The 26,377-nt window shown below is 60.0% G+C and carries 26 protein-coding genes; 12 read left to right on the top strand and 14 right to left on the bottom strand.

What is annotated here, in order from left to right:
* The first annotated feature begins 111 nt into the window (after positions 1-111).
* Together M5G20_RS20090 and M5G20_RS20085 are read left to right on the top strand one after the other, a co-directional pair.
* Positions 112-444 (top strand): hypothetical protein, encoded by a 333-nt coding sequence (locus tag M5G20_RS20090; RefSeq protein ID WP_273920484.1) that lies wholly within the window; start codon positions 112-114, stop codon positions 442-444.
* Between the two features lie 174 nt (positions 445-618).
* Positions 619-1,248, top strand: coding sequence for a flavin reductase family protein (locus M5G20_RS20085; protein ID WP_150733736.1), 630 nt, complete (start codon positions 619-621; stop codon positions 1,246-1,248).
* On the opposite strand, the gene M5G20_RS20080 is transcribed toward M5G20_RS20085, so the two are convergent.
* Both M5G20_RS20080 and M5G20_RS20075 read right to left on the bottom strand, forming a co-directional pair.
* Positions 1,249-1,479, bottom strand: coding sequence for a hypothetical protein (locus M5G20_RS20080; RefSeq protein ID WP_075945483.1), 231 nt, complete (start codon positions 1,477-1,479; stop codon positions 1,249-1,251).
* Between the two features lie 41 nt (positions 1,480-1,520).
* Positions 1,521-1,874 (bottom strand): putative quinol monooxygenase, encoded by a 354-nt coding sequence (locus M5G20_RS20075; protein ID WP_150703964.1) that lies wholly within the window; start codon positions 1,872-1,874, stop codon positions 1,521-1,523.
* 338 nt (positions 1,875-2,212) lie between these two features.
* Here M5G20_RS20075 and M5G20_RS20070 point away from each other — a divergent pair, with 338 nt between their 5' ends.
* Complete coding sequence (locus M5G20_RS20070; protein ID WP_273920483.1) at positions 2,213-3,142, top strand: AraC family transcriptional regulator; 930 nt, start codon at positions 2,213-2,215, stop codon at positions 3,140-3,142.
* A gap of 152 nt (positions 3,143-3,294) precedes the next feature.
* Here the strand turns inward: M5G20_RS20070 and M5G20_RS20065 are convergent, their stop codons facing one another.
* From M5G20_RS20065 to M5G20_RS20040, 6 genes are all read right to left on the bottom strand, one after another.
* On the bottom strand, positions 3,295-4,350 hold the full coding sequence (locus M5G20_RS20065; protein ID WP_273920482.1) for an ABC transporter ATP-binding protein: 1,056 nt from the start codon (positions 4,348-4,350) through the stop codon (positions 3,295-3,297).
* Between the two features lie 17 nt (positions 4,351-4,367).
* Complete coding sequence (locus M5G20_RS20060; RefSeq protein WP_150733739.1) at positions 4,368-5,216, bottom strand: ABC transporter permease; 849 nt, start codon at positions 5,214-5,216, stop codon at positions 4,368-4,370.
* A complete protein-coding gene (locus tag M5G20_RS20055) occupies positions 5,213-6,121 on the bottom strand; it encodes an ABC transporter permease (RefSeq protein ID WP_273920481.1) in 909 nt (302 codons plus the stop codon). The genes M5G20_RS20060 and M5G20_RS20055 overlap by 4 nt, the downstream gene beginning before the upstream one ends.
* Positions 6,122-6,315: 194 nt before the next feature.
* On the bottom strand, positions 6,316-7,419 hold the full coding sequence (locus M5G20_RS20050; RefSeq protein ID WP_273920480.1) for an extracellular solute-binding protein: 1,104 nt from the start codon (positions 7,417-7,419) through the stop codon (positions 6,316-6,318).
* Between the two features lie 217 nt (positions 7,420-7,636).
* A complete protein-coding gene (locus M5G20_RS20045; RefSeq protein ID WP_273920478.1) occupies positions 7,637-9,085 on the bottom strand; it encodes an aldehyde dehydrogenase family protein in 1,449 nt (482 codons plus the stop codon).
* The gene (locus tag M5G20_RS20040; RefSeq protein WP_273920477.1) at positions 9,082-10,719 is read right to left on the bottom strand and encodes a 5-guanidino-2-oxopentanoate decarboxylase; all 1,638 of its coding nucleotides are present in this window, start codon (positions 10,717-10,719) and stop codon (positions 9,082-9,084) included. The genes M5G20_RS20045 and M5G20_RS20040 overlap by 4 nt, the downstream gene beginning before the upstream one ends.
* Before the next feature lie 161 nt (positions 10,720-10,880).
* Here M5G20_RS20040 and M5G20_RS20035 point away from each other — a divergent pair, with 161 nt between their 5' ends.
* A complete protein-coding gene (locus M5G20_RS20035) occupies positions 10,881-11,762 on the top strand; it encodes a LysR substrate-binding domain-containing protein (protein ID WP_273920476.1) in 882 nt (293 codons plus the stop codon).
* A 37-nt stretch (positions 11,763-11,799) separates the two neighbouring features.
* Here M5G20_RS20035 and M5G20_RS20030 read toward each other — a convergent pair whose 3' ends face one another.
* Positions 11,800-12,678, bottom strand: a complete 879-nt coding sequence (locus M5G20_RS20030) for an MBL fold metallo-hydrolase (protein ID WP_273920475.1) — start codon at positions 12,676-12,678, stop codon at positions 11,800-11,802.
* 141 nt (positions 12,679-12,819) lie between these two features.
* On the opposite strand from M5G20_RS20030, the gene M5G20_RS20025 reads away from it, so the two are divergent.
* On the top strand, positions 12,820-13,725 hold the full coding sequence (locus M5G20_RS20025) for a LysR family transcriptional regulator (protein ID WP_273920474.1): 906 nt from the start codon (positions 12,820-12,822) through the stop codon (positions 13,723-13,725).
* A gap of 139 nt (positions 13,726-13,864) precedes the next feature.
* Positions 13,865-14,041, top strand: a complete 177-nt coding sequence (locus tag M5G20_RS20020; protein WP_172901564.1) for a hypothetical protein — start codon at positions 13,865-13,867, stop codon at positions 14,039-14,041.
* A gap of 8 nt (positions 14,042-14,049) precedes the next feature.
* Here M5G20_RS20020 and M5G20_RS20015 read toward each other — a convergent pair whose 3' ends face one another.
* Entirely contained in the window at positions 14,050-14,946 is an 897-nt protein-coding gene (locus M5G20_RS20015) for a helix-turn-helix domain-containing protein (RefSeq protein ID WP_273920472.1), read from the bottom strand.
* Between the two features lie 190 nt (positions 14,947-15,136).
* Between M5G20_RS20015 and pobA the strand changes: the two genes are divergently transcribed.
* Together pobA and M5G20_RS20005 are read left to right on the top strand one after the other, a co-directional pair.
* The gene (pobA, locus tag M5G20_RS20010) at positions 15,137-16,321 is read left to right on the top strand and encodes a 4-hydroxybenzoate 3-monooxygenase (protein ID WP_273920645.1); all 1,185 of its coding nucleotides are present in this window, start codon (positions 15,137-15,139) and stop codon (positions 16,319-16,321) included.
* 79 nt (positions 16,322-16,400) lie between these two features.
* Entirely contained in the window at positions 16,401-17,918 is a 1,518-nt protein-coding gene (locus tag M5G20_RS20005; protein WP_273920471.1) for an MDR family MFS transporter, read from the top strand.
* A gap of 135 nt (positions 17,919-18,053) precedes the next feature.
* Here the strand turns inward: M5G20_RS20005 and M5G20_RS20000 are convergent, their stop codons facing one another.
* From M5G20_RS20000 to M5G20_RS19985, 4 genes are all read right to left on the bottom strand, one after another.
* Positions 18,054-18,902 (bottom strand): cache domain-containing protein, encoded by an 849-nt coding sequence (locus M5G20_RS20000; protein ID WP_273920469.1) that lies wholly within the window; start codon positions 18,900-18,902, stop codon positions 18,054-18,056.
* A gap of 123 nt (positions 18,903-19,025) precedes the next feature.
* Positions 19,026-19,898, bottom strand: a complete 873-nt coding sequence (locus tag M5G20_RS19995; RefSeq protein WP_273920468.1) for an ATPase — start codon at positions 19,896-19,898, stop codon at positions 19,026-19,028.
* A gap of 106 nt (positions 19,899-20,004) precedes the next feature.
* Entirely contained in the window at positions 20,005-20,997 is a 993-nt protein-coding gene (locus M5G20_RS19990; protein WP_212626674.1) for an NAD-dependent epimerase/dehydratase family protein, read from the bottom strand.
* A 96-nt stretch (positions 20,998-21,093) separates the two neighbouring features.
* Complete coding sequence (locus M5G20_RS19985) at positions 21,094-21,993, bottom strand: LysR family transcriptional regulator ArgP (RefSeq protein ID WP_273920467.1); 900 nt, start codon at positions 21,991-21,993, stop codon at positions 21,094-21,096.
* A gap of 95 nt (positions 21,994-22,088) precedes the next feature.
* On the opposite strand from M5G20_RS19985, the gene M5G20_RS19980 reads away from it, so the two are divergent.
* The 4 genes from M5G20_RS19980 to M5G20_RS19965 all read left to right on the top strand — a co-directional run bounded on the left by M5G20_RS19980 (position 22,089) and on the right by M5G20_RS19965 (position 26,299).
* The gene (locus M5G20_RS19980; protein ID WP_150733753.1) at positions 22,089-22,490 is read left to right on the top strand and encodes an ACT domain-containing protein; all 402 of its coding nucleotides are present in this window, start codon (positions 22,089-22,091) and stop codon (positions 22,488-22,490) included.
* A gap of 5 nt (positions 22,491-22,495) precedes the next feature.
* Entirely contained in the window at positions 22,496-23,098 is a 603-nt protein-coding gene (locus M5G20_RS19975) for a LysE/ArgO family amino acid transporter (RefSeq protein ID WP_150733754.1), read from the top strand.
* A 176-nt stretch (positions 23,099-23,274) separates the two neighbouring features.
* Complete coding sequence (locus M5G20_RS19970) at positions 23,275-23,871, top strand: superoxide dismutase (protein ID WP_007918933.1); 597 nt, start codon at positions 23,275-23,277, stop codon at positions 23,869-23,871.
* 376 nt (positions 23,872-24,247) lie between these two features.
* Entirely contained in the window at positions 24,248-26,299 is a 2,052-nt protein-coding gene (locus M5G20_RS19965; RefSeq protein WP_273920466.1) for a putative bifunctional diguanylate cyclase/phosphodiesterase, read from the top strand.
* The last annotated feature ends 78 nt before the right edge of the window (positions 26,300-26,377 follow it).

Raw genomic sequence — 26,377 nt, 5'->3', positions numbered from 1 at the left:
AATTTAATCGATTGTTACTAGCATTATTTTGCGCTTTTTAATCAGTTTAATTGGCGTAGCATGAAACCCATGCCCAAGACACAAAACGCCAAAGAATCTGGAGAAATGAAGATGAAAACCAAACTGTTCCTCGCCATCGCCCTGTCCGTACTGGCCGCCAACACCTTCGCCGCCGACGGTTTCGATCGCACCGGCTCCGCTGTGGCTGCAGACGGTTATGACCGCACCGGTTCCGCTACCGTCGCCGCTGATGGCTACGACCGCACCGGTTCCGCCACTGTCGCTGAAGACGGCTACGACCGTACCGGCGGCGCCACTGTCGCTGAAGACGGCTACGACCGTACCGGCGGCGCCACTGTCGCTGAAGATGGCTACGATCGTACCGGCGGCGCCACTGTCGCTGAAGATGGCTACGATCGTACCGGCGGCGCTTCCGTCAGCTGATCCATTCAAGCGGCACCAGAGCCCGGCTTCGGCCGGGCTTAGTCATTTCTGGAGCATCGCAAATCTCCAGGCACACCAAACAACCCTATCTGGGCTCTTAGTCTGACTGGCAATCAGCGGCGCGGCCTTGCACTATTGTCGATATTCACAAGCAGCCTTCAGGAAAACTGGCCCATGCCCGACGACATCCACTATTACGAACCCGCCAACGGCCACGGCCTGCCCCACGATCCGTTCAATGCGATCGTCGGCCCCCGCCCCATCGGCTGGATTTCTTCGCAGGATGCCGACGGGCGCTTGAATCTGGCGCCGTACAGCTTTTTCAACGCCTTCAACTACATTCCGCCGATCATTGGGTTTTCCAGCGTCGGGCGCAAAGACAGCCTGAACAACATCGAACAGACCGGCGAGTTCGCCTGGAACCTGGCCACCCGGCCATTGGCCGAACAGATGAACCAGAGCTGCGCCATGGTCGAGCCGCACGTCGATGAATTCGAATTGTCCGGCCTGACTCCCGTGGCGTCGAAAATCATTCAGGTGCCGCGGGTTGCCGAAAGCCCGGTGTCCTTCGAATGCAAGGTCACGCAGATCATTCAGTTGCAGCGCGCGGACGGAAATGTGGTGCCGAGCTGGCTGATCCTCGGCGAAGTGGTCGCCGTGCATATCGCCAAATGGCTATTGAAGGATGGGGTGTACGACACCGCCGCGGCAGAACCGATCCTGCGCGGCGGCGGGCCAGCGGATTACTTTCAGCTGGGACCAGAGGCATTGTTCAAGATGTACCGCCCGGGAGCGGTGAAGTAACTACCAGATCAGCTCGCCGTCTTCGCCAACACCCTTGAGATGGGTCAGTTGCAGGGCGGCGGCTTCGTCCGCTTCCTTGGCGGTCTTGAAGGTCTGCTCTTCCAGCAGTTTGTTGAAACGAGGTGCACCGGCGCCGCCAATGGCTTTGGTGGCGATTGCCGCGTAATACCCGCCTTCACGCGGGATTACGGCCGATACTGCTTCAAAGGTTTCAAAGGCTTTGCGTGCCATGTCGCGCATCCTGGCTGGTTGAGAATGCAGCCATTAAACCCTCAACCGGCCAGTTTGTGTACTGCTGCTCCGGACTGACGCAGGGCCTGCGCCTCCGACACATCCTTGAAAGTGTGAAAATCCAGACTGTTGACCACCAGTTCCTGCACCAGCTCGGCGAAAATCTCCATGGCCGGGGTACTGAAGTACGCGGTCATCGCCTGTTGATTGCTCCAGAAACCGGACACCAGCCACAGCTCTGGATCGCATTGCGAGTGTTGCAAGGCAAAGTTCAGGCAGCCAGGCGCTGCGCGAGACGGTTCGATCAACGCGCTCAGGCGCAAACCAAGTTCTTGTGAACGCCCGGCGCGCGCTCGAACGAAAGCCATATGACTGACGGGGATTTGCTTGGACATGGTTCAACCCTCCCGGGGAGTCGAGTGGCAGCCATGGGACGGGCTGCGACAGGATCAAAGGTTAAGGGCCATGGCGCGTACGTCGTTAGTCGATTTCTGCCGTCGCGTTGCACAATCCTGCGAAAGTGCATGGGCTGCCTGTAACAATGTGTAAATCCCTGGCACGGTTCTGCCAGACGAGTTTCAAGCAAGTTTGGCGCTCTACGTTCTGACTTACCGGGGCGAAAAAACAACCCCGTGCAGAATCAGGCAAGCATTCGACAGGATGTATCTACCGCTCAAGCTTGCACAAACATATGCTTTGCCCATCACTCCTGCCCCTGCCGAGGATGCCTTGCATGTCGTCACTCGATCATTTTCTAGTCCCGCTGGACACCAACATGGAGAAGCAGCGCGCGGAACTGGCAGCGATCATTCGTCGCAACACTGCCGAAGATGGCAGTTATGCCACCGCTATCGACTCGCTATTCATGTCGCGCCACAGCCAGAACCACGAGTTCGCCCCGGTGCTTGCGCAACCGGCGCTGTGCATCATGGCCCAGGGCCGCAAAGAAGTGCGGCTGGCTGACGAGTACTTCAATTACGATCCGCTGAATTACCTGGTGGTCTCGGTCTCGATGCCGCTCAGCGGTCGAGTGGTGAATGTCTCGGCCGAGGAGCCGATCCTGGCCGTACGGCTGGACATCGACCCGGCGGAAATCAGCGCGCTGATTGCCGATGCTGGCCCGATCGGCGTGCCGACTCGCCCGACCGGGCGCGGGTTGTATGTCGAGCGACTCGACACCGCGATGCTCGATGCCGTGCTGCGTCTGGCACGGTTGCTCGACACGCCGAAAGACATCGCCATGCTCGCGCCGCTGATTCGTCGGGAAATTCTCTATCGGCTGTTGCGCAGCCAGCAGGGCCATCGGCTGTACGAAATTGCCATTGCCAACAGTCAGAGCCATCGCATCAGCCAGGCGATCAAGTGGCTCAATGGCAACTATGAACAGCCATTGCGCATCGATGATCTGGCCAGGGAAGTCAATTTGAGCGTGTCGACGCTGCATCACCGCTTCAAGGCGATGACCGCAATGAGCCCGTTGCAGTATCAAAAGCAGCTGCGCCTGCAAGAGGCGCGGCGCTTGATGTTGGCCGAAGGATTGGAAGCTTCGGCGGCGGGGTATCGCGTCGGCTATGAAAGCCCGTCGCAGTTCAGCCGCGAGTACAGCCGGTTGTTCGGGGCGCCGCCAGTGCGGGATCTGGCGCGGTTGCGGTTGTCAGTTTGATCCAGATTTTGTGTGGGTTGTGCCGGCCTCATCGCTGGCAAGCCAGCTCCCACAAAGATAATTGGTGGCCACAACATTGTATGAACACCGCCGAACCCTGTGGGAGCTGGCTTGCCAGCGATGAGGCCGGCTAAGGCAATAGAAATCCTGGATCAGGCCCCGAGTACCCGGCACGCCTCGGCCGGAAGGGTAACCGACACCGGATGCCCAACATTCAAACCAAACTCCTGACACGGCGTGCTCAGCGCCGTAAACGACACCCCGGAACACTCCACCGTCGTCTCGATCGTCGCGCCGATATCCCGCACAAACGTCACCTTGCCCAGCAAGCGATTGCCCGCGGTGGCCTGCGGCGCCGACAGTTGCAGGTCTTCCGGACGGATCAGCATTTTCACTTTTTCCCCCACCACAATACTGCTGCAGATCGGCACTTGCAGGGCATCGCCGCCCGGCAGGCTGACCTTGCCGTTGCCCAGTGCGGTGGCCGGGAAGATGTTGCCCGAGCCGATAAAGTCTGCGACAAACTCGTTGGCCGGATGGCGGTAAATCTCGATCGGCGTGCCCACCTGCTGCACCTTGTGCTCCCCCAGCACCACAACGATATCGGCCATGGTCATGGCCTCGCGCTGGTCGTGGGTGACCATGATGGTGGTGATGTTCAGACGCTGCTGCAGCTGACGGATTTCCACCTGCATTGACTCGCGCAACTTGGCATCCAGCGCCGACAGCGGCTCGTCGAGCAAGAGGATTTTCGGGTGCGAAGCAATTGCGCGGGCAATCGCCACGCGCTGGCGTTGGCCACCCGAGAGTTTGGCCACCGGACGATTGATCATCGCTTGCAGCTGGATCAGTTCCAGCAACTCCACCACCCGCGCCTGCTGATCAGCCTTGCTCACGCCACGCAGTTTCAGCGGATAGGCGATGTTCTCCCCCACCGTCATGTGCGGGAACAGCGCCAGCGACTGGAACACCATGCCGAAATTACGCAGATGCGCCGGGGTGTGGCCGATGTCCTCGCCGTCCAGGCGAATCTCGCCGCCGCTCAGGGTTTCCAGGCCTGCGATCATTCGCAACAAGGTGGTTTTGCCACAGCCCGACGGGCCGAGGAAACACACCAGTTTGCCCTCGGGCAAATGCAGGTTTACATCTTTTACCGCACAGGCCGAGCCGTAATGTTTCTCGACGTTTTCCAGAATCAGACCAGACATAAGCATCACCTCAAGAATCAGAACGAAACGCCACCTTCACCGACCAGCTTCTCCAGCGCCCAGATCAGGACGAAGTCGATCAGCACGATCAGCACGGCAAACGAAAATACGGTTGGGTCCAGCGAAGACACGGTGCGGCTGTACATCCAGATCGGCACGGTCATGACGTCGATGGTGTAGAGGAAATAGGTCACGGTGAATTCGTTGAACGAGACGATGAACGCCAGCAGCATCCCCGCCAGAATCCCCGACTTCATCAACGGCACCACCACATCGACAATCGCCCGCAGCGGTGAAGCGCCGAGCATTTGCGCGGCCTCTTCGACTTCACTGCCGATGGAGAGCATCGCCGCCGTGCAATTCTTCACCACGAACGGCAACGCCAGGATGACGTGGGCAATGACCAGCCGCGAGGTGGTGATGTGGAACGGCAGGCTGTCGAACACCAGCAGCAACGCCAGGCCCAGTACCACCATCGGGAACACCAGTGGCAACGACATCAGTTGCAGCGCCACGGCCTTGCCGCGGAACTCGCAACGGGTCAACGCGTAGGCGGCCGGCACCGCGATGAGGGTGGCGAAGATCATGGTCAGGCACGCCACCATCAGGCTGGTAGTCATGGCCTGGCCGAGGCTCAACACATCGCTGGAGTCCGGCGAAACGAAGGTGTGCCAGGCGGCCTCGTACCATTGCAGGCTGTAGCTGCTCGGCGGGAAATCAAGGTTCGATGCGCCACTGAACGACATGACGATCATGGTCAGGATCGGCAGCACCGCCAGCAGCAGAATGAAACCGGAAAGGATGCCGGCAAACTTGCCGGTCTCGCCAGGTAACAGCCCATAACGCTTCTTGCTCAGGGTACTCATTGCGAAGCCTCCAGCATGCGCCGACGACGGCCGGTGATGAATTCGGACAGGGTCATGATCGCCAGCGTGGTGACGATCAGCACCACACCGGCGGCGGACGCGGCGGGCCAGTTCATCAGCGGGGCGATCTGGTCATGCACCATCACCGCGAGCATCGGCACGCGACGGCCTCCGAGCAGCAAGGGCACGACGAAGCTGCTGGCGTTGTATGCGAATACCAACGTGGCACCGGTAATGATCCCCGGCAGGCTCATCGGCAACACCACCTGGCGGAACACCTGGAAACGACTGGCGCCAAGGGTGGCGGCGGCCTCTTCGTAGCTGCGGGCAACGCCGCGCATGGCACTGGCAATCGGCAGCACGGCCAACGGGAAAGCGGTTTGCACCAGGCCCATCAATACGCCGTTCTGGTTGTACAACAGCATGATCGGACGCTTGATCAGGCCCAGCCCCATCAGCGCCTGATTGAGCATGCCGCCCGGGCCGAGAATCACCAGCCAGCCGTAACTTTGCAGCAGCAGGTTGACCAGCAGCGGCAGCAACACGGCCGCGAGGAAGATCCGCCGCACGAACGGTGAAGTCAGTCGCGACATGGTGTACGCCACCGGTATCGCCAGTACCACGGCGATCACCGCACTGATCAGCGCCAGGCGCAGGGTCAGCATCAGCGATTTGAGGTAATAGGGTTCCAGCAACTGGGCGTAACTGGCCAGGCTGAACCCGGACCATTCCGCGCCCTTGGTGCCCACGCTCATGCGCAGGACCAACAGGCTGGCGGCGATCAGCACGCCGAGAAACAGCATGGATGGCGTGAGGAAAAACCAGGCACGCGCGGTCGGCGAAACACCCCGATTCGGGCGCGATTCAGCGGCGCTGACCGAATGGGTCAAAGGTTGGTGTTCCATAGCAAAGGTCTCGTCAATGGAAAGCAGCTGACGAACACAAGACTTGCGGACGCGTCAGCCCCCTTGTGGGAGCGAGCCTGCTCGCGAAAGCGGTGTGTCAGTCACATCAATACTGAATGTGCTGACGCATTCGCGAGCAGGCTCGCTCCCACAGGGGATCTTCCGTGTTTGAAGTTCCTGTGTACGTCACTCGATCAGGAAGAAAAGATTTCCGTGTAACGACGAATCCATTGGTCATGCACAGTCGCCAGGAAGGCGTTGTCGTGCATGATCGCCTTCTCGGCAATCTGTTCCGGCGTGAGGATGTACGGGCTCTTGCGTGCTTCGGCGGAGATGATCGCCTTGGCGTTGACCGGACCGTTGTAGATGTCCTCGGCCATCTTGCCCTGCACCAGCGGGTCCAGAGAATGGTTGATGAAGGCGTACGCCATGTCGATGTCGCCCGGACGGTTCTTCGGCATCACCGAGAGCATCAAGTCGGTGTAAAAACCTTCCTTCATACCGAACGTGGCGCCCAGGCCGTAGTTCGGATCGCGGATCTGTTTCGGGAAGAAGGCCGGGGCGTACAGGCCACCCATATCCAGCGAGCCGGTGCGGAACAGTTCGGCGATCTGGTTCGGGTTTTCGCCCAGGGTCACCACGCGATCCTTCAGCTCGGCGAGTTTCTTGAAGCCAGGCTCGATGTTGTGCTCGTCACCACCGGCCAGTTTGGCGGCGATGATGATCAGGTCCATGGCCTCGGTCCAGTTCGGCGGCGGCAGGAAAATGTTCGGCGCCGCGTCGGCATCCCAGAGGGACGCGTAACTGGTCGGCGCTTCTTTCTGAGTGCGGGTGCTATAGACCAGGCTGTTGCACCACAGCAGGTAACCGATGCCGTGACCGTTGGCGCCAGTGCGGTATTTTTCCGGGACATCGACGATGTTGGGAATGCGGTTGAGGTCGGGCTTTTCCAGCAGGTTGGCGGCGGCCAGGCCTTCGGCGCCGACGCCGGCCAGGGTGATGATGTCGTACTGCGGGCGATCACCGCCGGCCTTGAGTTTGGCGACCATTTCCGAGGTACTGCCGGTGCGGTCGGCGATGACCTTGCAGCCGTACTTGTCTTCGAAGGTCGCGGCGATATTGCGCAGTGCAGCCAGGCCGGTGTCATCGGACCAGGTCAGCAGACGCAGGGTCTTGCCAGTGAAGCGTGTATCGCTGGCATTGGCCTTGACGAACGGCAGGCTCATCGCCGCCGCTGCCACCGAGGCTACACCCACGGTCTTGATGAATTGACGTCTGTTCAGATCATGCTCGCCCATTACGGACTCCCTTTGTTTTTGTAGGTATAAGGCAGGTCGAAACTGTTGCATCCGCGCGGCTGGATCAGCGTTGTCCCTCGTATTTTCGGGGGCTTTACCGGGCCAGCGAGTTCATCCTGAGGTCGTGCAAAACACCTGACTATCGAAAAAAACTCATCGAAGCCATGACGCTGACGCATGCCTCTTCGAGAGGCATGCGCTCACCTTTTTCGTGCCTTCAGACGGCGCGAATCACGTGCTTGATTTCCTGAAAAGCCTGCAAGCCCCACGGCCCCAGTTCGCGGCCGATGCTGCTCTGCTTGTAGCCGCCCCAGGCGGTCTGCGGGAAGATCACTTGCGGCGCATTGACCCACACAAGGCCCGCCTGTAAAGCGTTGGCGACACGATCAGCGGCTTCGGCGTCACGCGTGACCACACTGGCCACCAGACCGAACTGACTGTCGTTGGCCAAGGCAATCGCCTCGGCTTCGCAGGCGAAACTGCGCACGCAAATCACCGGGCCGAAAATCTCTTCACACCACAGCGCACTGTCGAGGGGCACGTTGGTGAAAACCGTCGGCTGCAAAAAATATCCGCGGGGGAGATCCGCAGGACGATTACCGCCGCACACCAGCCTCGCCCCGACGCTCAAGCCGCGATCGATATGGCCGAGTACGCGCTGGTATTGCGCCTGATTGACCAGCGCGCCCATTTCCACGTTCGGGTCGAACGGGTCGGCCACGCGAATGGCTTCGGCACGGGCCTTCACCCGGGTGAGGAATTCATCGGCCAGTTCATCGGCGACCAGCACGCGGCTGGTGGCGGAGCACATCTGCCCGGCATTAAAAAAACCACCGCCACAAGCCACTTCCACGGCCAAGTCGAGATCGGCATCGGCCAGTACCAGCAGCGAAGATTTTCCGCCCAGTTCCAGGCTCACGCCCTTGACGGTTTCTGCGGCGCGTTGCATGACTTGCACGCCCACCGCATTGCTGCCGGTGAACGAAATTTTTGCGATGCGCGGGTCTGCCGACAGTGGCGCGCCTACCGCCAGCCCAGTACCGCACACCAGGTTGAACACGCCCGCTGGCAACCCGGCTTCAGCGATGATCGCCGCCAGTTCCAGCTCCGGCAGCGGCGTCACTTCCGAAGGCTTCAGCACCACGCAGCAGCCAGCGGCCAAGGCCGGGGCAAGCTTCCACGCGGTGGTGACCATCGGGAAATTCCACGGCACGATCAGGCCGACCACACCGCAGGGTTCGCGGCGCAAGCGCGCGCTGAAATCGTCGGTCGGCAACTCGATGGCGCTGTCCTGTTTCGCCTCCAGGCCTTCGGCGAGACCGGCGTAATACTCGAAGGTGGCGATCACGTCATCGACGTCGATGGCCGCTTCGAACAGCGGCTTGCCGTTGTTGCTCGACTGCAGATACATCAGCCGTTCGCGCCGGGCCTGCACGCCCGCAGCGATTTTGCGCAGGATCGCGCCACGCTCGGCACCGGTGGTTTTCGACCAGCCGGCGAAAGCCCGGGTCGCCGCACTGACGGCGTGATCGACGGCACGTTCGTCACCACCATTTACGGTGGTCAGCAGTGCTTCGGTCGCCGGGTTGATCACCCGCAGGTGTTCGTGACCGGCCGACCATTGGCCATCGATGTACAGGCCATCCAGGGTCGTCGGAAAAGTCATTTCGACACCGCCTTCATCCACTCGGTCTGATCGATTTCAATCAGGGTCGGGCCTTGGCGATCGGTCGCGGTACGCAGCGCAGCACGCAGTTGTTCAACCCCGCTGACGGCCTGCGCCGCGCACCCCAAGGCCTTGGCCACGCCGATGAAATCCGGGGTATAGATGTCGACGCCAACCGGCTCGATGGCGCGGTTGACCATGTATTTCTTGATCTCTTCGTAGCCCTGGTTATTCCACAGCAGGACGATCACCGGCGTGCGCGCTTCCACGGCACTGGCCAGTTCCGGCAGGGTGAATTGCAGGCCGCCGTCACCGATCAGACACACCACCGGAGGACGCGTGCCGCTTTCAACGCTGCCACCGAGCCAGGCGCCAATCGCTGCCGGCAAGGCATAGCCGAGGGTGCCGTAGCCGGTGGACGAATTGAACCAGCGGCGCGGACGCTCCGGGTTGAACGTCAGGTTGCCGGTGTACACCGGTTGGGTCGAATCGCCGACAAATACCGCGTTCGGCAATTCATGCAAAACGGTTTCGAGGAAACGGGTCTGGGCCAAGGTCGGTGCATCCCATGACGCGGCCAGCTCTTCACGCAAACGGGCGGCGCGTACCTGCCCCCAATCGTTGCGGCGCTCGGCCAGGGACTTGTGGGACAACGCGCTGAGCAACGCCTGGGCAGCGTTGCGTGAGTCAGACACCAACGCCACGTGCGGCGGATAATTGCGCACGGTCTGGTCCGGGTCGATGTCGATACGCAGCAGTTTGCCCGGAATCTCGAACCCACCGGCGAAGGTCACGTCGTAGTCGGTTTCGGCCAGTTCAGTGCCGATGGCCAACACCACGTCAGCCTCGGCAACCAGCGCGCGAGTGGCGACCAGGCTCTGGGTCGAACCGATCAGCAGCGGGTGAGCGGACTCAAGCATGCCTTTGGCGTTGATGGTCAGGGCCACCGGCGCACCCAGCAACTCGGCCAGTTCAGTCAGCTCGGCAGCGGCATCGATGGCACCGCCACCGGCCAGGATCAGCGGACGCTGGGCGCCGGCCAGCAGGTCGGTCATGCGCGACACGGCGCTCGGCGAAGCACCGGCGCGGTCGATATTGACCGGCAGGCTGCTGAGCAAGTCGTCGGCCTCTTCAACCAGTACATCCAACGGAATTTCAATGTGCACCGGGCGCGGACGACCCGCCTGGAACAGCGAGAACGCACGAGCCAAAACGCCCGGCAACTCCGACGCCGACATCAGGGTGTGGGAGAACGCCGCGACGCCGGCGCACAGCGCACCCTGGTTCGGCAGTTCGTGCAGCTTGCCGCGACCGCCGCCCAACTGGCTGCGGGATTGCACGCTGGAGATCACCAGCATCGGGATCGAGTCGGCATACGCCTGGCCCATCGCCGTGGTGATGTTGGTCATGCCGGGGCCGGTGATGATGAAGCACACACCCGGTTTGCCGCTGGTGCGCGCGTAGCCGTCGGCCATGAAACCGGCGCCCTGTTCGTGACGTGGCGTGACGTGGTTGATGCTCGAACGGGCCAGCCCGCGATACAGCTCCACGGTATGAACCCCGGGAATGCCGAACACCTGCTCGACACCATAACTCTCGAGTAACTTGACCAATACTTCGCCGCACGTCGCCATGTGAATTGCCCTTCTTGTTCGATTTGAGACGCCGGGCCTGCGCAGTGTTTATGATGGATTCGCAGGTCCAGGGATGGCCTCATTGGAACGGGCGACACATAGCCGCAACAATGGATAAAAAGTCATACTAGCCATGTCCTCACGTCATACCTTGGATCCCAATGAAACGACTGCCTCCCCTGCCGGCGCTGCACACTTTTCTGATTACCGCGCAGTGCTGCAACTTCACCCGGGCCGCCGAGCAACTGCACATCACCCAGGGCGCAGTGAGCCGGCAGATCGCCGGGCTGGAAGATCATCTGGGTTATGAGCTATTCATTCGTCAGGCCCGGGGTCTCGATCTGACGGCCGAGGGACGGGAATGGCTGCCACGGGTGCAGCAGATTTTCGGCTTGATCGACGAGGCCGTTGAACAGATCGGCGAGAAGCGCGAAACCCTTCAACTCAAAGCGCCCACCTGCGTCATGCGCTGGCTGTTGCCGCGCCTGTTGCAATGGCAAAAGGAGCGCCCGGACGTGCCGGTGGAACTGACCACCACGGTCAAGCACGGCGTGGATTTTCATCGCGAGCAATTCGATGCGGCGGTGATGTATGGCGCACCGCCGGACGCTGCACTGGTGTCACAAAAACTGTTCGACGAGCAGCTGACACCGGTCTGTTCCCGGCCGATGCTCGAAGGGCCGATCACCCTGCAAACACCGACCGATCTGCAACAGCATCTACTCCTGCACCCCACCCGCGATGAGCGCGACTGGAAGGCCTGGTTGAAGGCGGCGGGTGTGCCATTGAGCAATGTCGGCAAGGGTCAGCATTTCGAAACGCTCGATCTGGCGATGTCGATGGCATCGCAAGGAACGGGGGTGGCGATTGGTGACTGGTCGTTGATCGGCGATGACCTGGATGCCGGGCGGCTGGTCATGCCATTCGAGTTGAAAGTGAAAACCGGGCTGGCGTACTACCTGGTATCCCCGGAAAAACCCGGGGCTTCACCGAAGTTGCGCGAGTTGATGGGGTGGTTGGTGGAGCAGGCGCAGAGTCGCTGAAACCCAAAACCTGGGGGAAATCACTCCCCCACATCCGTTACCACTTCATCTCACCCTTGGCGACCTTGGCGCTCAACTCCAGGGAGCTTTCTTCACCCAGTGCCGGGTAGCGCTTTTTCATCGCTGCAATCAGGGCCGCCGAATCCTTGGCCTTGCCGGTTTCCTCGTCGAAGGCCTTGATGTAATCGGCAGTGAACTGCACGGCAGCCAACGACCGGGCACTGTCTCCCAGGTAATGCCCCGGAATCACGGTTTTCGGTTTCAGGGTTTCAATGGCATGCAGCGTAGCCAGCCAATCGGCATGGGACTGTGGCGTCTGGGTATCGGCCATCCACACATGGATGTTCTCTGCCACGACCACACCACCGACCACGGCCTTGATCGACGGAATCCACACGAAGCTGCGATCCGGTTGTTTGCCATCCAGGCCCACCACCTGCAGTTTCTGCCCTTCGAGCATCAGGCTGTCGCCCTTGAGTACATCCGGCACGATGGTTTTGGCCGGTACGTCGGCGCCCATTTTCGGCCCCCAGAACGCCAGTTTGCCGTCCACGGTTTGCTTGATGTGCTCGACCGTCGGCTGCGAAGCAAGCACCTTGGCGTTGGGGAATGCAGCGGTCAGGGTATCGAGGCCGAAGTAGTAATCCGGGTCACCGTGACTGATGTAAATGGTGGTCAATCGCTTGCCGCTGGTGCGAATTTTTTCCACCACCTGTTCGGCCTGGGACTTGCCAAATTGCGCGTCTACGAGGATCGCGTCTTTCTCACCGCTGACCAGCACCGAGGTCACCGGGAAAATCGCTTTTTCGCCGGGATTGTAGACATCCAGCGTCAGGGGCGAGGCGGCTGCATGGGCGACGAAACCGAGGGCGGCGCTTGCCAGCACAATGCGTTTTAAAGTGGTGAAACCGATCATCTGTTGCTCCTTGGTTGAAATACGCTTTTGCAGGAGCCGGCTTGCTGGCTCCTACACAGAAGATCGACAGAGCTTAGTTGTCTCGATCAGTGCAAAAAATGCGATGCTGGAACATAGTTTGTTTCTGAAATCGGGCAAATCATGGATCGTTTACAAGCAATGCGGGTGTTCGTCACGGTGGTTGACCTCGGTAGCCAGTCGGCCGCCGCCGATCATCTGGAGTTATCAAGACCCGTGGTTTCGCGCTATCTGGCGGAGCTGGAAGACTGGGTCGGCGCGCGCCTCATGCACCGCACCACGCGCAAGTTGAGCCTGACCACTGCCGGCAGCGAAGTGCTGCCGCGCTGTCGGCAGATGCTCGACTTGTCTTGCGACATGCAAGCCGCTGTCAGCGTCCCGGAGGATGCCCCGCGCGGCCTTCTGCGAATCAGCGTCAGCACCTCGTTCGGCCAGGCACAACTGGCCGATGCCATGGCGGCCTACGTCAAACGCTATCCCGGCGTCAGCATCGACCTGCAGATGCTCGACCGCACGGTGAACCTGGTGGATGAACGCATCGACCTGGCGATCCGCACCAGCAACGAGCTGGACCCGAACCTGATCGCCCGTCGGCTGACGGTCTGCCGTTCGGTGATCTGCGCCTCCCCCGCCTACCTGCGCGAGCATCCGACCCCGCTGCGGGTCGAGGATCTGAGCCAGCACAACTGCCTGACCCATTCCTACTTCGGCAAGAACCTGTGGCATTTCGAGCAGGAGGGTGAGCAGGTATCGGTGCCGGTGCAGGGCAACATCAGCGCCAACGAGGCCAGCACTCTGCTACGTGCGGCGATGGCCGGTGCCGGGGTGGCGATGCTGCCCACTTATCAGGCTGGCGTGCACATTCACAGCGGTGAGTTGATTCGCCTGCTACCGCACGCCGAACCGCGGCAGATGAACGTGTATGCGGTGTATGCATCGCGCAAGCACATGCCGGCGGCATTGCGCAGTCTGCTGGATTTTCTGGTGGAGAGATTTCCGGAGGAACCGGCGTGGGATACCGGCCTGTAACCCGATTGAAACTGTGGGAGCAGGCCCGTTCCCACAGTGGCTTATCAGTGTTTTGAATACCGCGTTATTGCTGGCAACTCACCCGCGCTGACCTATGCTCAAAGTAATACCGAAGGGTATTCGTTCAGAGGTCAACACCATGAACATCAAAACAAGAAGGTACCTCGCCATTTTCATCACCTGTGCGGTCACGCTCGGGTTGTATGGCGCAGCAGCCTGGCGCGTGGAACAGCTGCGCAACCTGCCCCGTGATTACGCCAGCTGCAATTTCGAGCGTTGCATTCCCCACAACGCGACCCTCAACGCCCTGCGCTAGCGAAGGTGTCAGGCCTCGTTGTCCTGATCGGCCTTCAAGCGGTCGCGGAAAGCTTTTGGCGAGATGCCCACCCGGCGCCGAAACAGGCGCGTGAAGTTGGTCGGATCAGAGAACCCCAACACATCGGACATTTCATAGATGGTCATGCTGGTGTAGGTCAGCAAGCGTTTGGCCTCCAGCAATTGCCGCTCGTGCATGATCTGCAATGCCGGCTGCCCCGCCAACTCTCGGCACGTGCCGTTGAGGTGGGAAACGGAAATCCCCAGGCGATGGGCCAAATCCTCGACCTTGACGTGCTGACGATAGGTCTCTTCCACCAGCTGAATGTAACCGTTGAGGTATTCCCGGGCACGCTGCGGTCGTTGGTTGGCCGAGTGACGCTGGATCACCTGCCGGCTGACCCACACCATGATCACACTGACCAACGAATGCATGAGCATTTCCCGCGCCGGTTGATGGCTGGTGTACTCGTTCTGCAACGCACTGAACAGGCTGTTGAGGTACTCGCCGTCCTCACCCGCCGGGTAGCTTTCGGCTTGGGCCAGGGCGTTCACCGAATGCCCCAGTTGCTGCTGCAAATGGGCGATCAATGGCGCGGCGAGGGTCACGACAAACCCTTGGACATCCTCGGAAAAACGAAACCCGTGCACCGATAGCGGCGGCAGGACCTGGATCGCCGGTTGCGTCAGTTGCGTACGTATGCCTTCGATTTCAAGCTCTGCCTGACCTTTGAATACGAAGAGCAACTGGCATAAATCGGCATGGCGATGCGGTTTGATTTCCCATTGATGTTCGCGACTGCGTTTGGAAATGGTTTCACAGTGCAGCAAGTCCGGGGTCGGCCAATCCAGGCTTTCACCATAGAGCTTGAACACCGGAATCGAAGGCAGGTCAGGCTTGTTCATCACTTCAATCCAGGCCTCGGAATAGATGACGGGCGATAATCGCACCGATTGGCAAAATGTACAGGTATCGGCTCAGTTTTCACCTTCAATTGACAGACCCGCGGGGGAAAAATGCAAGCACTCGATCCATAAAAATCATTCACCGGCCCTGGTCGAGTGAAGCTTGCGAGTTATAAAAACAATGAAAACGCTGAAAACCCAAGTTGCCATTATCGGTGCTGGCCCTTCCGGCCTGCTGCTCGGCCAGTTGCTGCACAACGCCGGGATCGACACCCTTATCCTCGAACGCCAGACCCCGGATTATGTACTCAGTCGCATCCGCGCCGGTGTCCTCGAACAAGGCATGGTAGAGCTGTTGCGTCAGGCAGGCGTCAGCCAGCGCATGGATGCCGAAGGGTTGGTCCATGGCGGCTTCGAACTGGCCCTCGACGGGCGTCAGGTCCACATTGACCTGCAAGGCCTTACTGGCGGGAAAACCGTGATGATCTACGGTCAGACCGAGGTCACCCGCGACCTGATGGCCGCTCGTCAGGTCGCCGGTGCGCAGACAATCTACGAGGCGAGTCACGTCGTTCCCCACGGCATGAAAACCGATGAACCGTTCGTGACCTTCGAAAAGGATGGCGAGCAGTATCGTCTCGATTGCGATTACATCGCCGGGTGCGATGGTTTCCATGGCGTCGCCCGCCAATCGATTCCCGCCGAGTGCCTGAAAATCTTCGAACGGGTTTATCCGTTTGGCTGGTTGGGAATACTGGCTGACACCCCACCCGTCCACGAAGAATTGGTCTATGCCCGCCATGAACGGGGTTTCGCCCTGTGCAGCATGCGATCAGAAACCCGCACCCGCTATTACGTGCAAGTGCCGGCTGACGAAAAGGTCGAAAACTGGTCCGATCAACGCTTCTGGGATGAACTCAAATCCCGGCTGCCACAAGCGCTGGCGCAGAAGCTGGTAACCGGACCGTCCATCGAAAAAAGCATCGCGCCGCTGCGCAGTTTTGTGGTCGAACCGATGCAGTACGGCCGGATGTTTCTGGTCGGCGATGCCGCACACATCGTCCCGCCCACCGGCGCCAAGGGTCTGAACCTGGCGGCCAGCGACGTCAGTACGCTGTTCAACATCCTGCTCAAGGTGTACCGCGAAGATCGCCTCGATTTGCTGGAAAAATACTCGCAGATCTGCCTGCGCAGGGTGTGGAAAGCCGAACGGTTTTCCTGGTGGATGACCTCGATGCTGCACCGTTTCGACGATCACGATGCCTTTAGCCAGCGCATCGCCGAGTCGGAGCTGGACTACTTTGTCGATTCAGAGGCCGGTCGCAAAACCATCGCAGAAAACTATGTCGGTCTTCCATACGAGGCTATCGAATAGCCTGCTACCGATTTACACTGGCGAGCACTTACCCGCTCGCCATGCCTCTGCGGGCCAAACACTGCCCGCAGGTTTTCCCGTGACCAACCTTCACCCGCCTGAAACGCCCAAACCGGCCATCCGCAGCGTGCTGATCGCGCTGATGCTGGCGATTTTCCTCGGTGCGCTGGACCAGACCATCGTCGCCGTGTCGATGCCGGCCATTTCCGCGCAATTCAAGGATGTCAGCCTGCTGGCCTGGGTGATTTCCGGCTACATGGTGGCGATGACCGTGGCCGTGCCGATCTACGGCAAACTCGGAGATCTGTACGGGCGACGCAAATTGATGTTGTTCGGCATGGGCCTGTTCACCCTGGCATCGTTGTTCTGCGGCATGGCCCAGAGCATGGAACAACTGGTGCTGGCGCGAATTGTCCAGGGCATCGGCGCCGGCGGGATGATCTCGGTCAGCCAGGCGATCATCGGCGACATCGTGCCGCCGCGCGAACGCGGTCGCTATCAGGGTTACTTCAGCAGCATGTACGCGGTGGCCAGCGTCGCCGGCCCCGTGCTCGGCGGTTACATGACCGAATACCTGTCCTGGCGCTGGGTGTTCCTGATCAATCTGCCCTTGGGCCTCGGCGCCTGGCTGGTGGCCAATCGCACACTGGTCGGCCTGCAGATTCCGCAACGCAAACCCATCATCGACTACCTCGGCACCCTGTTGATGATCATCGGTCTGACAGCGTTGTTGCTGGGCATCACCCAGGTCGGCCAGGGGTATTCGTGGCGCAGCGTCGAAGTCTTGGCGTTGCTGGCTTGCGCGGTGGCAGTACTGGGGTTGTTTGTGATCCATGAGCGACGGACGCGAGAGCCGTTGCTGCCCATGCACCTGTTCGTCAATCGCAATGCGATCCTGTGCTGGTGCACGATTTTCTTCACCAGTTTCCAGGCAATCTCGTTGATCGTGTTGATGCCACTGCGCTTTCAGAGCGTCACCGGCGCAGGGGCTGACAGCGCCGCGCTGCACTTGCTGCCACTGGCCATGGGCTTGCCGATTGGTGCGTATTTCGCCGGGCGTCGGACGTCGGTGACCGGGCGCTACAAACCGATGATTCTCACCGGCGCCATGTTGATGCCGATTTCGATCCTGGGCATGGCATTCAGTCCGCCCCAGGCGTTTGTCCTGAGCAGCCTGTTCATGCTGCTGAGCGGGATTGCCTCGGGCATGCAGTTCCCGACCTCGCTGGTGGGCACGCAAAATTCGGTGGAACAACGGGACATCGGCGTGGCGACCAGCACCACCAACCTGTTTCGCTCGTTGGGGGGGGCCGTGGGCGTGGCGTTGATGTCGGCACTGCTGCTGGCGTTGCTGCAGGATTCAAGCTTCGCGCACCTGGCTGGCTCGACGCTGATTGCCGAAGGTCATTCCGGCAACGTACTGCTGGATGGGTTGAACGCTGCACCGGGAGAGGCGAAGGACGCCTTGCGCGCAGAACTGCTGCTGACCTTCCGCCATTTGCTGATGGTCAGCGCGGCGGTGTCGCTGCTGGGGCTGGCGGCGGCGATCGCCATGCCGAACATGTTGTTGCGCGGGCGGGAAGACAAGGTTCGTTAAGCAGACCAGGCCGCCTTCAATCGCGAGCAGGCTCGCTCCCACAATGATCTCTGGTATGCACACAATCTTCACTCGTTGGAGATCCGGTGCAGGAGCGAGCTTGCTCGCGATAGCGGTTCAACAGTCAAAAAAGATTCAGGGACTGTAATACCCCACCGCCACCAGAAAATGCCCAACCTTTTTCAGATAGGCATGCTTGTCCTCAATTTTGCTGGTCACCGGGTTCTTCCAGCGATACTCGTACTCGCCATAATCCTGTTTAGCGATCAGCGCCAGAATCGGCTCGCCCACCGGTTTGCCTTCCGGGTCGCTGACCTTGCTGAAATCGGTGTTGATCAAGCGCAGGTTAGTGCCGTGGGCGACATACCGCTTGGTATCCAGATCGACGACAAACACATACAGGTCATCCTGCAGATAACCGCCCTTGAGGGAATTGATCGCCGTCAGCGTGCCCTTCTCGTCCTTGGTCAGGTCGGTCGCCGCTTTGTTCAGCAAGGCCATGGCCTGCTCCGCTGACGCCCGTGGCAAGTAGTAACCCACCGCGAGAATCCGCTCGCCGACACGCTGGTAGTAAACGTGCTTGCGCTCGACCTTGCCGTCGGACCAGTTCTGCCAGCGATATTCCGCCTGTTGAATGCCATTGCCTTCCGGCACCTTGAGCGCGTCCTTGAAAGCTTTCTGCAATTGCGGCCCGAGGGTTTGCGAAACATCGCGGCCAATCAAGGCCGAGGACGGCCCACCGCTGGCGAGCATCACGCCTTGGGTGTCGACGACGAAGACATAGCGGTCTTTATCAACGAACTCGCCCTGACGGCTAAAGGCCGCGAAGGCTTTGTCACCATTGTCGTGGTAATAGGCCAAGGCTTTTTCCAGCAAGGCGATGGCGGCCTCGCTGTCGTCCTTATCCGTTCCGGCCGCTTGCGCCTGGGTGAGGCCCAGCACAAGCATGAAGCACAGCACAGCGAACCTTTGCACAAACCCCATTGCGCGTCCCTCGTTCTTGTTGATGTTTCAAGAGCGTAGACGGCAATGGGGCATGTACGAATATTCAGCGGATCGCAGTGTGTAAGGAAATCATTCCCGGCCGGTCCGGGAATGAATCCGGGCTTACTGCCGCGCGCGCAATTGCTGTTGCAGGTTCTGGATCTGCGCTTGCAGGGTGTTGATGTTGCGGGTGACCTGACTGCGGAAAGCATCGAACTCTGCGGTATTCATCGAGCCTTGAGCCGCCGCAGGGCGATTGTCCTGCTGGCTTTTGAGCACGACGATGTCCTGCTCCAGGCGCTCGATGGCGGCACTGGGGTTGCCTTGTTTCTTCAACGCCACGATGTCGGCGCCAAGGCTTTTCAGCTGGGTGTCGAATTTTTCCGTGTCTGGCGGAGCACTCTTCAGCGCGGCCACGTCGCCAATCAAGACTTTGACCTGAGCCTGCAACTGCGTGTTGACGGTTTGATGTTCAGTGCTTTGAGTGGTGACCTGCGCCAGGCGCTTGTCCAGATCCGAGGTCTGCGCGGTCATCTGCGCCAGACGTTTATCCAGTTCAGATGTCTGGCCGACCACGCCTTGTTGCTGTTTGCTCTGATCCTGCAGCTTGCTTTCCAGCTGTTTGATTTGCAGCTTCAAGGCTTCGCTGTCGCTGGTGACGTTGGTCTGGCTGGCGACCACCTTGCCGGAAATGTCCTGCAGGCGCCCCGCCGCTTCCTCACTGATTCGCGCGAAACTTTCCTGGGTCGCCACCAATTGCTGTTCCATCAGCGAAATCTGCTGAAAACTCCACCAGGCCAGGCCCGCGAAGGCAAAGAACAAGGCGCCTACCAGTGCCCACAACGGGCCGGTGCTCGCCGACTTGACCTTGACCACCGGCGGCGTGCGCGAATGCACGGCGGTGCGAGTGGTTGGCGGAAAATCGTCGTCGAGGACGTCAGCACGCAGGCTCGGTACATCATCGAAGTCGTCGTTGGCATCGTTACGCATGGACATTGAGTCAACCTTTGTGAAACGCGGTGATGGCTTGATGCGGCGAGTATAACCCCCGTCGCCGCACCGATTGACCCTCAACCCGGGACCGGGTTCAGTGTGCAGCTTTTCAGCGAATGTCCTGGGCCTTCCACCAGCCGCAGAACTCATCGAGGGCCGTCCACAGACTGACCTTCGGGTCGTAATCCAGATAATGCCGTGCGCGACTGATGTCCAGGGTGAAATTTTTCTTCATCACTTGCATACCCAGGCGCGACAGGGTCGGCTCGGGACGGCCGGGCCACAACTTGCACACGCCTTCGTTCAGCGCCGCAACGCTGTAGGCCAAGCCGTAGGAACGGTAGCGCGTAACCTGTGGGACTTCCATTTTGCGCATGACGTAATTGACCACGTCCCACAATGGTACCGGCGCACCATTGCTGATGTTATAGACCTTGCCCAAGGCCGAGCCCCCGGCCAGCAAACTGCTGAGCAACGCTTCGTTGAGGTTCTGCACGCTGGTGAAGTCGGCCACGTTGAGGCCATTGCCAATAATCGCCAGACGTCCCTTGCGTTGCATTTTCAGCAGGCGCGGGAAGATGCTCATGTCCCCGGCACCGGTCACGAAACGCGGGCGCAGGGCCACGGTTTCGAGGCCGAATTCCTGAGCGCCGAAAACCTTTTGTTCAGCCAGGTATTTAGTGGCGGCATAAGGATGCTTGAAGCGCTTGGGCACCTGTTCTTCGGTCAGGCCCAAGTGATCACGGCCATCAAAGTAGATCGACGGTGACGACAAGTGCACCAGACGCCGCACTCGTTGTTTCAGGCAGGCTTCGACCACATTCTCGGTGACCTGGACATTGCCTTGGTGAAAGTCCTGATAGCGTCCCCACACACCGACAGCGCCGGCGCAATGGACCACGGCCTCAACGTCGGAGCACAGCTCCCGGGTCAGTTCCGGGTCGCTCAAATCACCCTGGATGAACTCGGCGCCACGGCGCACCAGATGCTCCACACCTTCGGCCCGGCGACCGTTGACCCGCACGTCCAGGCCCTGCTCCAGGGCGAAACGCGCAAAGCGCCCGCCAATGAAGCCGCTTGCGCCGGTGACCAGAATCTTCATGTATTGCTCCAGCAAATGCAGTTGCGAGCTTCAAGCTGCGAGCTGCAAGTTAAAAACGGTCCGCAAGCATTTCACTGGCGGCTTGCAGCTTGACGCTTACGGCTGCTCCAAGGGCACCAACCATCGCTTCGATGCCAGCACCAACTGATCAGTCAGCAATCCCAACAACTGACCGCCATTACGCCAATGATGCCAGTACAGCGGCACATCGATCGGCTTATCTGGCAACAGCTCGAGCAAAACGCCACGCTCCAGTTGCTCGCGGACCTGCAGTTCCGGCACCAGCCCCCAACCGAGCCCGGCTTCGGTCAGACGGATAAAACCTTCAGACGAGGGGCATAAATGGTGTTCGAATCCGCCATCGACACCGAGGGACGCCAGATACCGGTGTTGCAGGAAGTCATCAGGACCAAATACCAGGGCCGGGGTCCGAGCCAACTGATCGGCACGGACCCCCTGCGGGAAATGCCGGGCAATGAACGCCGGGCTGGCCAGGGCGCGGTAACGCATCGCCCCCAGCAAAACACTGCGCGCGCCGGCCACCGGCCGCTCGCTGGCACACAGACACCCCGCCACTTCACCGGCACGCATGCGCTTGAGGCCGACCGTCTGGTCTTCGACGATCAGATCCAGCAACACGTGTTGTTGCGCGCAAAAATCCCCCACTGCCTGCGCCCACCAAGTGGCCAGACTGTCGGCATTGAGAGCAATGCGCAAACGCTCCGGCAAACCTTCTTCGTCCAGCGCCGGCACCAGGCTTTGCAAATCCCGCTCAAGCAGACGCACCTGCTGCACATGGTTGAGCAAGCGCCGACCGATCTCGGTCGGAGACGGCGGCGTGGCCCGAACCAGCACCGGTTGGCCGACTCGAGCCTCGAGCAGTTTGATGCGCTGGGAAATGGCCGATTGCGACAAACCCAGGACCTGCGCAGCCCGTTCAAAACCGGCCTGCTCGACCACCGCTGCCAAAGCGGAAAGCAATTTGTAGTCGAACATCAGTTCTCCTAATGAGCGATCAGCAATATTGGTTTTTCTTATACAGCGTCAAGCCCGAGAATGACCAGCAAGAACTCTCGAACAGGAAACCTCACATGGCTGGCGAAACTTCATTGGCAACACTGCTGCGCAGCATGAGCCCGCAACTCAACGCCGGCGACTACGTGTTCTGCACCTTGCGCCACGGGCAATTGCCGACAGGACTGGAGATCATCGGCAGCTTCCGTGAACAGGAAGGTCTGACGGTCATTCTCGAACGTTCCCACGCCGAGCAGGCCGGTTTCAGCTTCGACTATGTCGCGGCCTGGATCACCCTGAACGTGCACTCGGCCCTCGAAGCCGTCGGCCTGACGGCCGCGTTTGCCACCGCGTTGGGCAAGGCCGGCATCAGTTGCAACGTCATCGCCGGTTATTACCACGACCACTTGTTCGTCGGCCAGGCCGACGCCGACCGCGCCATGCAAGTGCTGCGGGATCTGGCGGCCAGCGGGGAGTAATCGATATGTGGCAAAGCTATATGAATGGTTTGTTGGTGGCCTTCGGGCTGATCATGGCGATCGGTACGCAGAATGCGTTTGTCCTGGCGCAAAGTCTGCGCCGGGAACATCACTTGCCGGTCGCTGCACTCTGTGTGGCCTGCGACGCGTTACTGGTGGCGGCCGGGGTTTTCGGACTGGCGACGGTCCTGGCGCAGAACCCGACACTGCTGGCGATTGCGCGTTGGGGCGGCGCGGCGTTTTTGTTGTGGTACGGCAGTCAGGCACTGCGCCGGGCTTTCTCGAAGCAGAGCCTGCAACAAGGCGAAAACCAGACCGTGCGCTCGCTGCGCGCGGTGATGCTCAGCGCCCTGGCGGTCACGTTGCTCAACCCGCACGTTTATCTGGACACCGTCTTGCTGATCGGCTCCCTCGGCGCGCAACAAACCGAGCCCGGCGCCTATGTGGTGGGCGCGGCGAGTGCATCTTTGCTGTGGTTTTTCACATTGGCACTGGGTGCCGCGTGGCTCGCTCCGTGGCTGGCAAGACCGAGCACCTGGCGAATCCTCGATCTGTTGGTGGCGGTGATGATGTTTGCGGTAGCGCTGCAACTGATCATGGCCGGCTGATTTATTCCAAACGGCTCTGGAACCTCTATTCCACACAGTTGTTGCGTGGTTATGCCGCACCCCCGGTGCTATGATCCGACACCTGCGCCGCAAAGAGTACAAACTCCCCGGCGCTTGTCTGGCCGCCCGTGATCGGCCTTGCGCTCACCGCACCTGACCTGATTAGGAGATTCACCATGGCTTTCGAATTGCCGCCACTGCCGTACGCACACGATGCCCTGCAGCCGCACATTTCCAAGGAAACTCTGGAATATCACCACGACAAGCACCACAACACCTACGTCGTGAACCTGAACAACCTGGTGCCAGGCACCGAGTTCGAAGGCAAGACTCTGGAAGAAATCGTCAAGACTTCCTCGGGCGGTATCTTCAACAACGCCGCTCAAGTGTGGAACCACACCTTCTACTGGAACTGCCTGGCGCCAAACGCTGGCGGCCAACCAACCGGCGCACTGGCTGAAGCCATCAACGCAGCGTTCGGTTCGTTCGACAAGTTCAAGGAAGAGTTCAGCAAGACGTCCATCGGCACCTTCGGTTCCGGTTGGGGCTGGCTGGTGAAAAAAGCTGACGGCTCCCTGGCCCTGGCCAGCACCATCGGCGCCGGCAACCCGCTGACCAGCGGCGACACCCCGCTGCTGACCTGCGACGTTTGGGAACACGCCTACTACATCGACTACCGCAACGTTCGTCCAAAGTATGTCGAAGCGTTCTGGAACCTGGTCAACTGGAAATTCGTGGCTGAGCAGTTCGAAGGCAAAACCTTCACCGCTTAAGCTCGATGCCAGACAAAAAACCCGGCTCATGCCGGGTTTTTTTATGGGTGAGTCGGTGGTGGGACGAGGTGTCGGCCAAAAACGGATGTGCACACTTGAAACAACAGCTAATGCCCCGGATGAAACCCGCCCCCACCTCCTTGCTCCAGAGCCACATCCGTCTAACATCAACCAATAGGAAAATATCTTCATATCCCCTCAAGTTGAAGGATCCGACTACCGACACAGTACCCATCGGATAAATAATCCAGGCACAGCATATCGGCCAAGCTGCAGGCAAAATCCCACACGGATGATTGTCCCTTTGACTGCCATCACGGGATTGCCAATACTCATGGCAACTTGATGCTACCCGCACGGAACAAGGAATAACCCTTTGAAGCTGGAACTCAAGAACAGCTTGTCGGTGAAGTTGCTCCGGGTCGTGCTCCTGTCGGCATTGATCGTCGGTGTGGTCTTGAGCTGCGCGCAGATCGTGTTCGATGCCTATAAGACCCGCCAGGCCGTTGCCAGTGATGCCGAACGCATCCTCGACATGTTCCGCGACCCTTCGACCCAGGCCGTCTACAGCCTGGACCGGGAAATGGGCATGCAGGTGATCGAAGGCCTGTTTCAAGCCGAGGCTGTACGCCAGGCGTCCATCGGTCATCCCAACGAAGCCATGCTCGCGCAAAAATCCCGCGAACTGCAGCATTCCAACAGCCGCTGGCTGACCGACCTGATCCTCGGCAAGGAACGCACCTTCACCACCCAACTGGTCGGTCGTGGTCCTTACAGCGAGTACTACGGTGACCTGAGCATCACCCTCGACACAGCCACTTATGGCCAGGGCTTTATCGTCAGCTCGGTGATCATTTTCATTTCCGGCGTATTGCGCGCCCTGGCGCTGGGGCTGGTGCTGTACCTGGTTTATCACTGGCTGCTGACCAAACCTCTGTCGCGGATCATCGAGCACCTGACCGAAATCAATCCCGATCGCCCCAGCGAACACAAGATTCCGCAGCTCAAGGGCCACGAGAAAAACGAACTGGGGATGTGGATCAACACCGCCAATCAGTTGCTGGAGTCCATCGAGCGCAACACCCATCTGCGTCATGAAGCGGAAAACAGCTTGCTGCGCATGGCCCAGTACGACTTCCTCACCGGCCTGCCGAACCGCCAGCAGCTGCAAACGCAACTGGACAAAATCCTCGTCGACGCGGGCAAGCTGCAGCGACGGGTCGCGGTGCTGTGTGTCGGGCTGGATGACTTCAAAGGCATCAACGAACAATTCAGCTACCAGACCGGCGACCAGTTGTTGCTGGCCCTGGCCGACCGCCTGCGGGCACACAGCGGACGCCTCGGCGCCCTCGCCCGCCTTGGCGGCGACCAGTTCGCCCTGGTGCAGGCCGATATCGAACAACCCTACGAAGCTGCCGAGCTGGCCCAAAGCATTCTCGATGACCTGGAAGCGGCATTTGCCCTCGATCATCAGGAGATTCGCCTGCGCGCCACCATCGGCATCACGCTGTTCCCCGAGGACGGCGACAGCACCGAGAAGCTGCTGCAAAAAGCCGAGCAGACCATGACCCTGGCCAAGACCCGCTCGCGCAATCGCTATCAGTTCTATATCGCCAGTGTCGACACCGAGATGCGTCGCCGTCGCGAGCTGGAAAAAGACCTGCGCGATGCCTTGGCCCGCGAACAGTTCTACCTGGTCTACCAACCGCAAATCAGCTATCGGGATCATCGCGTGGTGGGCGTCGAAGCGCTGATTCGCTGGCAGCACCCGGAACACGGGCTGGTTCCGCCTGACCTGTTCATCCCGCTGGCCGAGCAAAACGGCACCATCATCGCGATCGGCGAATGGGTGCTGGACCAGGCCTGCAAGCAGCTGCGTGACTGGCACGATCAGGGCTTCAGCGACCTGCGCATGGCCGTCAACCTGTCCACCGTGCAGTTGCACCACGCCGAGTTGCCAAGGGTGGTGAACAATTTGCTGCAAATGTATCGCCTGCCACCGCGCAGCCTGGAACTGGAAGTGACCGAAACCGGCCTGATGGAAGACATCAGCACCGCCGCCCAACATTTGCTCAGCCTGCGCCGCTCCGGTGCCCTGATCGCGATCGACGACTTCGGTACCGGCTACTCATCGCTGAGCTATCTGAAAAGCCTGCCGCTGGACAAGATCAAGATCGACAAGAGCTTCGTCCAGGACCTGCTCGATGACGATGACGACGCGACCATCGTTCGCGCCATCATCCAGCTGGGCAAAAGCCTGGGCATGCAGGTGATTGCCGAAGGCGTGGAAACCGCCGAGCAAGAGGCTTACATCATTTCCGAAGGCTGCCATGAAGGTCAGGGTTACCACTACAGCAAACCGCTGCCGGCACGGGAATTGGGTGCCTACCTGAAGCAGGCCCAGCGCAGCAACGCCGCCATTTTGTAATCCCTGCAGGAGCAAGCTCGCTCCTGCAGGGTGAAGCGCCCCCCTCAGTGAATAAGAAATATTTCCAAGCACAACCCT

The sequence above is a fragment of the Pseudomonas sp. TNT2022 ID1044 genome (assembly GCF_028656895.1).
GTDB lineage: Bacteria > Pseudomonadota > Gammaproteobacteria > Pseudomonadales > Pseudomonadaceae > Aquipseudomonas > Aquipseudomonas reinekei.
This window is presented reverse-complemented; position numbering and strand designations above follow the sequence as displayed.

Coding starts and splice junctions, on each gene's coding strand:
- M5G20_RS20090 (WP_273920484.1), top strand. CDS start 112: ATGAAAACCAAACTGTTCCTCGCCATCGCCCTGTCCGTACTGGCCGCC.
- M5G20_RS20085 (WP_150733736.1), top strand. CDS start 619: ATGCCCGACGACATCCACTATTACGAACCCGCCAACGGCCACGGCCTG.
- M5G20_RS20080 (WP_075945483.1), bottom strand. CDS start 1,479: ATGGCACGCAAAGCCTTTGAAACCTTTGAAGCAGTATCGGCCGTAATC.
- M5G20_RS20075 (WP_150703964.1), bottom strand. CDS start 1,874: ATGTCCAAGCAAATCCCCGTCAGTCATATGGCTTTCGTTCGAGCGCGC.
- M5G20_RS20070 (WP_273920483.1), top strand. CDS start 2,213: ATGTCGTCACTCGATCATTTTCTAGTCCCGCTGGACACCAACATGGAG.
- M5G20_RS20065 (WP_273920482.1), bottom strand. CDS start 4,350: ATGTCTGGTCTGATTCTGGAAAACGTCGAGAAACATTACGGCTCGGCC.
- M5G20_RS20060 (WP_150733739.1), bottom strand. CDS start 5,216: ATGAGTACCCTGAGCAAGAAGCGTTATGGGCTGTTACCTGGCGAGACC.
- M5G20_RS20055 (WP_273920481.1), bottom strand. CDS start 6,121: ATGGAACACCAACCTTTGACCCATTCGGTCAGCGCCGCTGAATCGCGC.
- M5G20_RS20050 (WP_273920480.1), bottom strand. CDS start 7,419: ATGGGCGAGCATGATCTGAACAGACGTCAATTCATCAAGACCGTGGGT.
- M5G20_RS20045 (WP_273920478.1), bottom strand. CDS start 9,085: ATGACTTTTCCGACGACCCTGGATGGCCTGTACATCGATGGCCAATGG.
- M5G20_RS20040 (WP_273920477.1), bottom strand. CDS start 10,719: ATGGCGACGTGCGGCGAAGTATTGGTCAAGTTACTCGAGAGTTATGGT.
- M5G20_RS20035 (WP_273920476.1), top strand. CDS start 10,881: ATGAAACGACTGCCTCCCCTGCCGGCGCTGCACACTTTTCTGATTACC.
- M5G20_RS20030 (WP_273920475.1), bottom strand. CDS start 12,678: ATGATCGGTTTCACCACTTTAAAACGCATTGTGCTGGCAAGCGCCGCC.
- M5G20_RS20025 (WP_273920474.1), top strand. CDS start 12,820: ATGGATCGTTTACAAGCAATGCGGGTGTTCGTCACGGTGGTTGACCTC.
- M5G20_RS20020 (WP_172901564.1), top strand. CDS start 13,865: ATGAACATCAAAACAAGAAGGTACCTCGCCATTTTCATCACCTGTGCG.
- M5G20_RS20015 (WP_273920472.1), bottom strand. CDS start 14,946: ATGAACAAGCCTGACCTGCCTTCGATTCCGGTGTTCAAGCTCTATGGT.
- M5G20_RS20000 (WP_273920469.1), bottom strand. CDS start 18,902: ATGGGGTTTGTGCAAAGGTTCGCTGTGCTGTGCTTCATGCTTGTGCTG.
- M5G20_RS19995 (WP_273920468.1), bottom strand. CDS start 19,898: ATGTCCATGCGTAACGATGCCAACGACGACTTCGATGATGTACCGAGC.
- M5G20_RS19990 (WP_212626674.1), bottom strand. CDS start 20,997: ATGAAGATTCTGGTCACCGGCGCAAGCGGCTTCATTGGCGGGCGCTTT.
- M5G20_RS19985 (WP_273920467.1), bottom strand. CDS start 21,993: ATGTTCGACTACAAATTGCTTTCCGCTTTGGCAGCGGTGGTCGAGCAG.
- M5G20_RS19980 (WP_150733753.1), top strand. CDS start 22,089: ATGGCTGGCGAAACTTCATTGGCAACACTGCTGCGCAGCATGAGCCCG.
- M5G20_RS19975 (WP_150733754.1), top strand. CDS start 22,496: ATGTGGCAAAGCTATATGAATGGTTTGTTGGTGGCCTTCGGGCTGATC.
- M5G20_RS19970 (WP_007918933.1), top strand. CDS start 23,275: ATGGCTTTCGAATTGCCGCCACTGCCGTACGCACACGATGCCCTGCAG.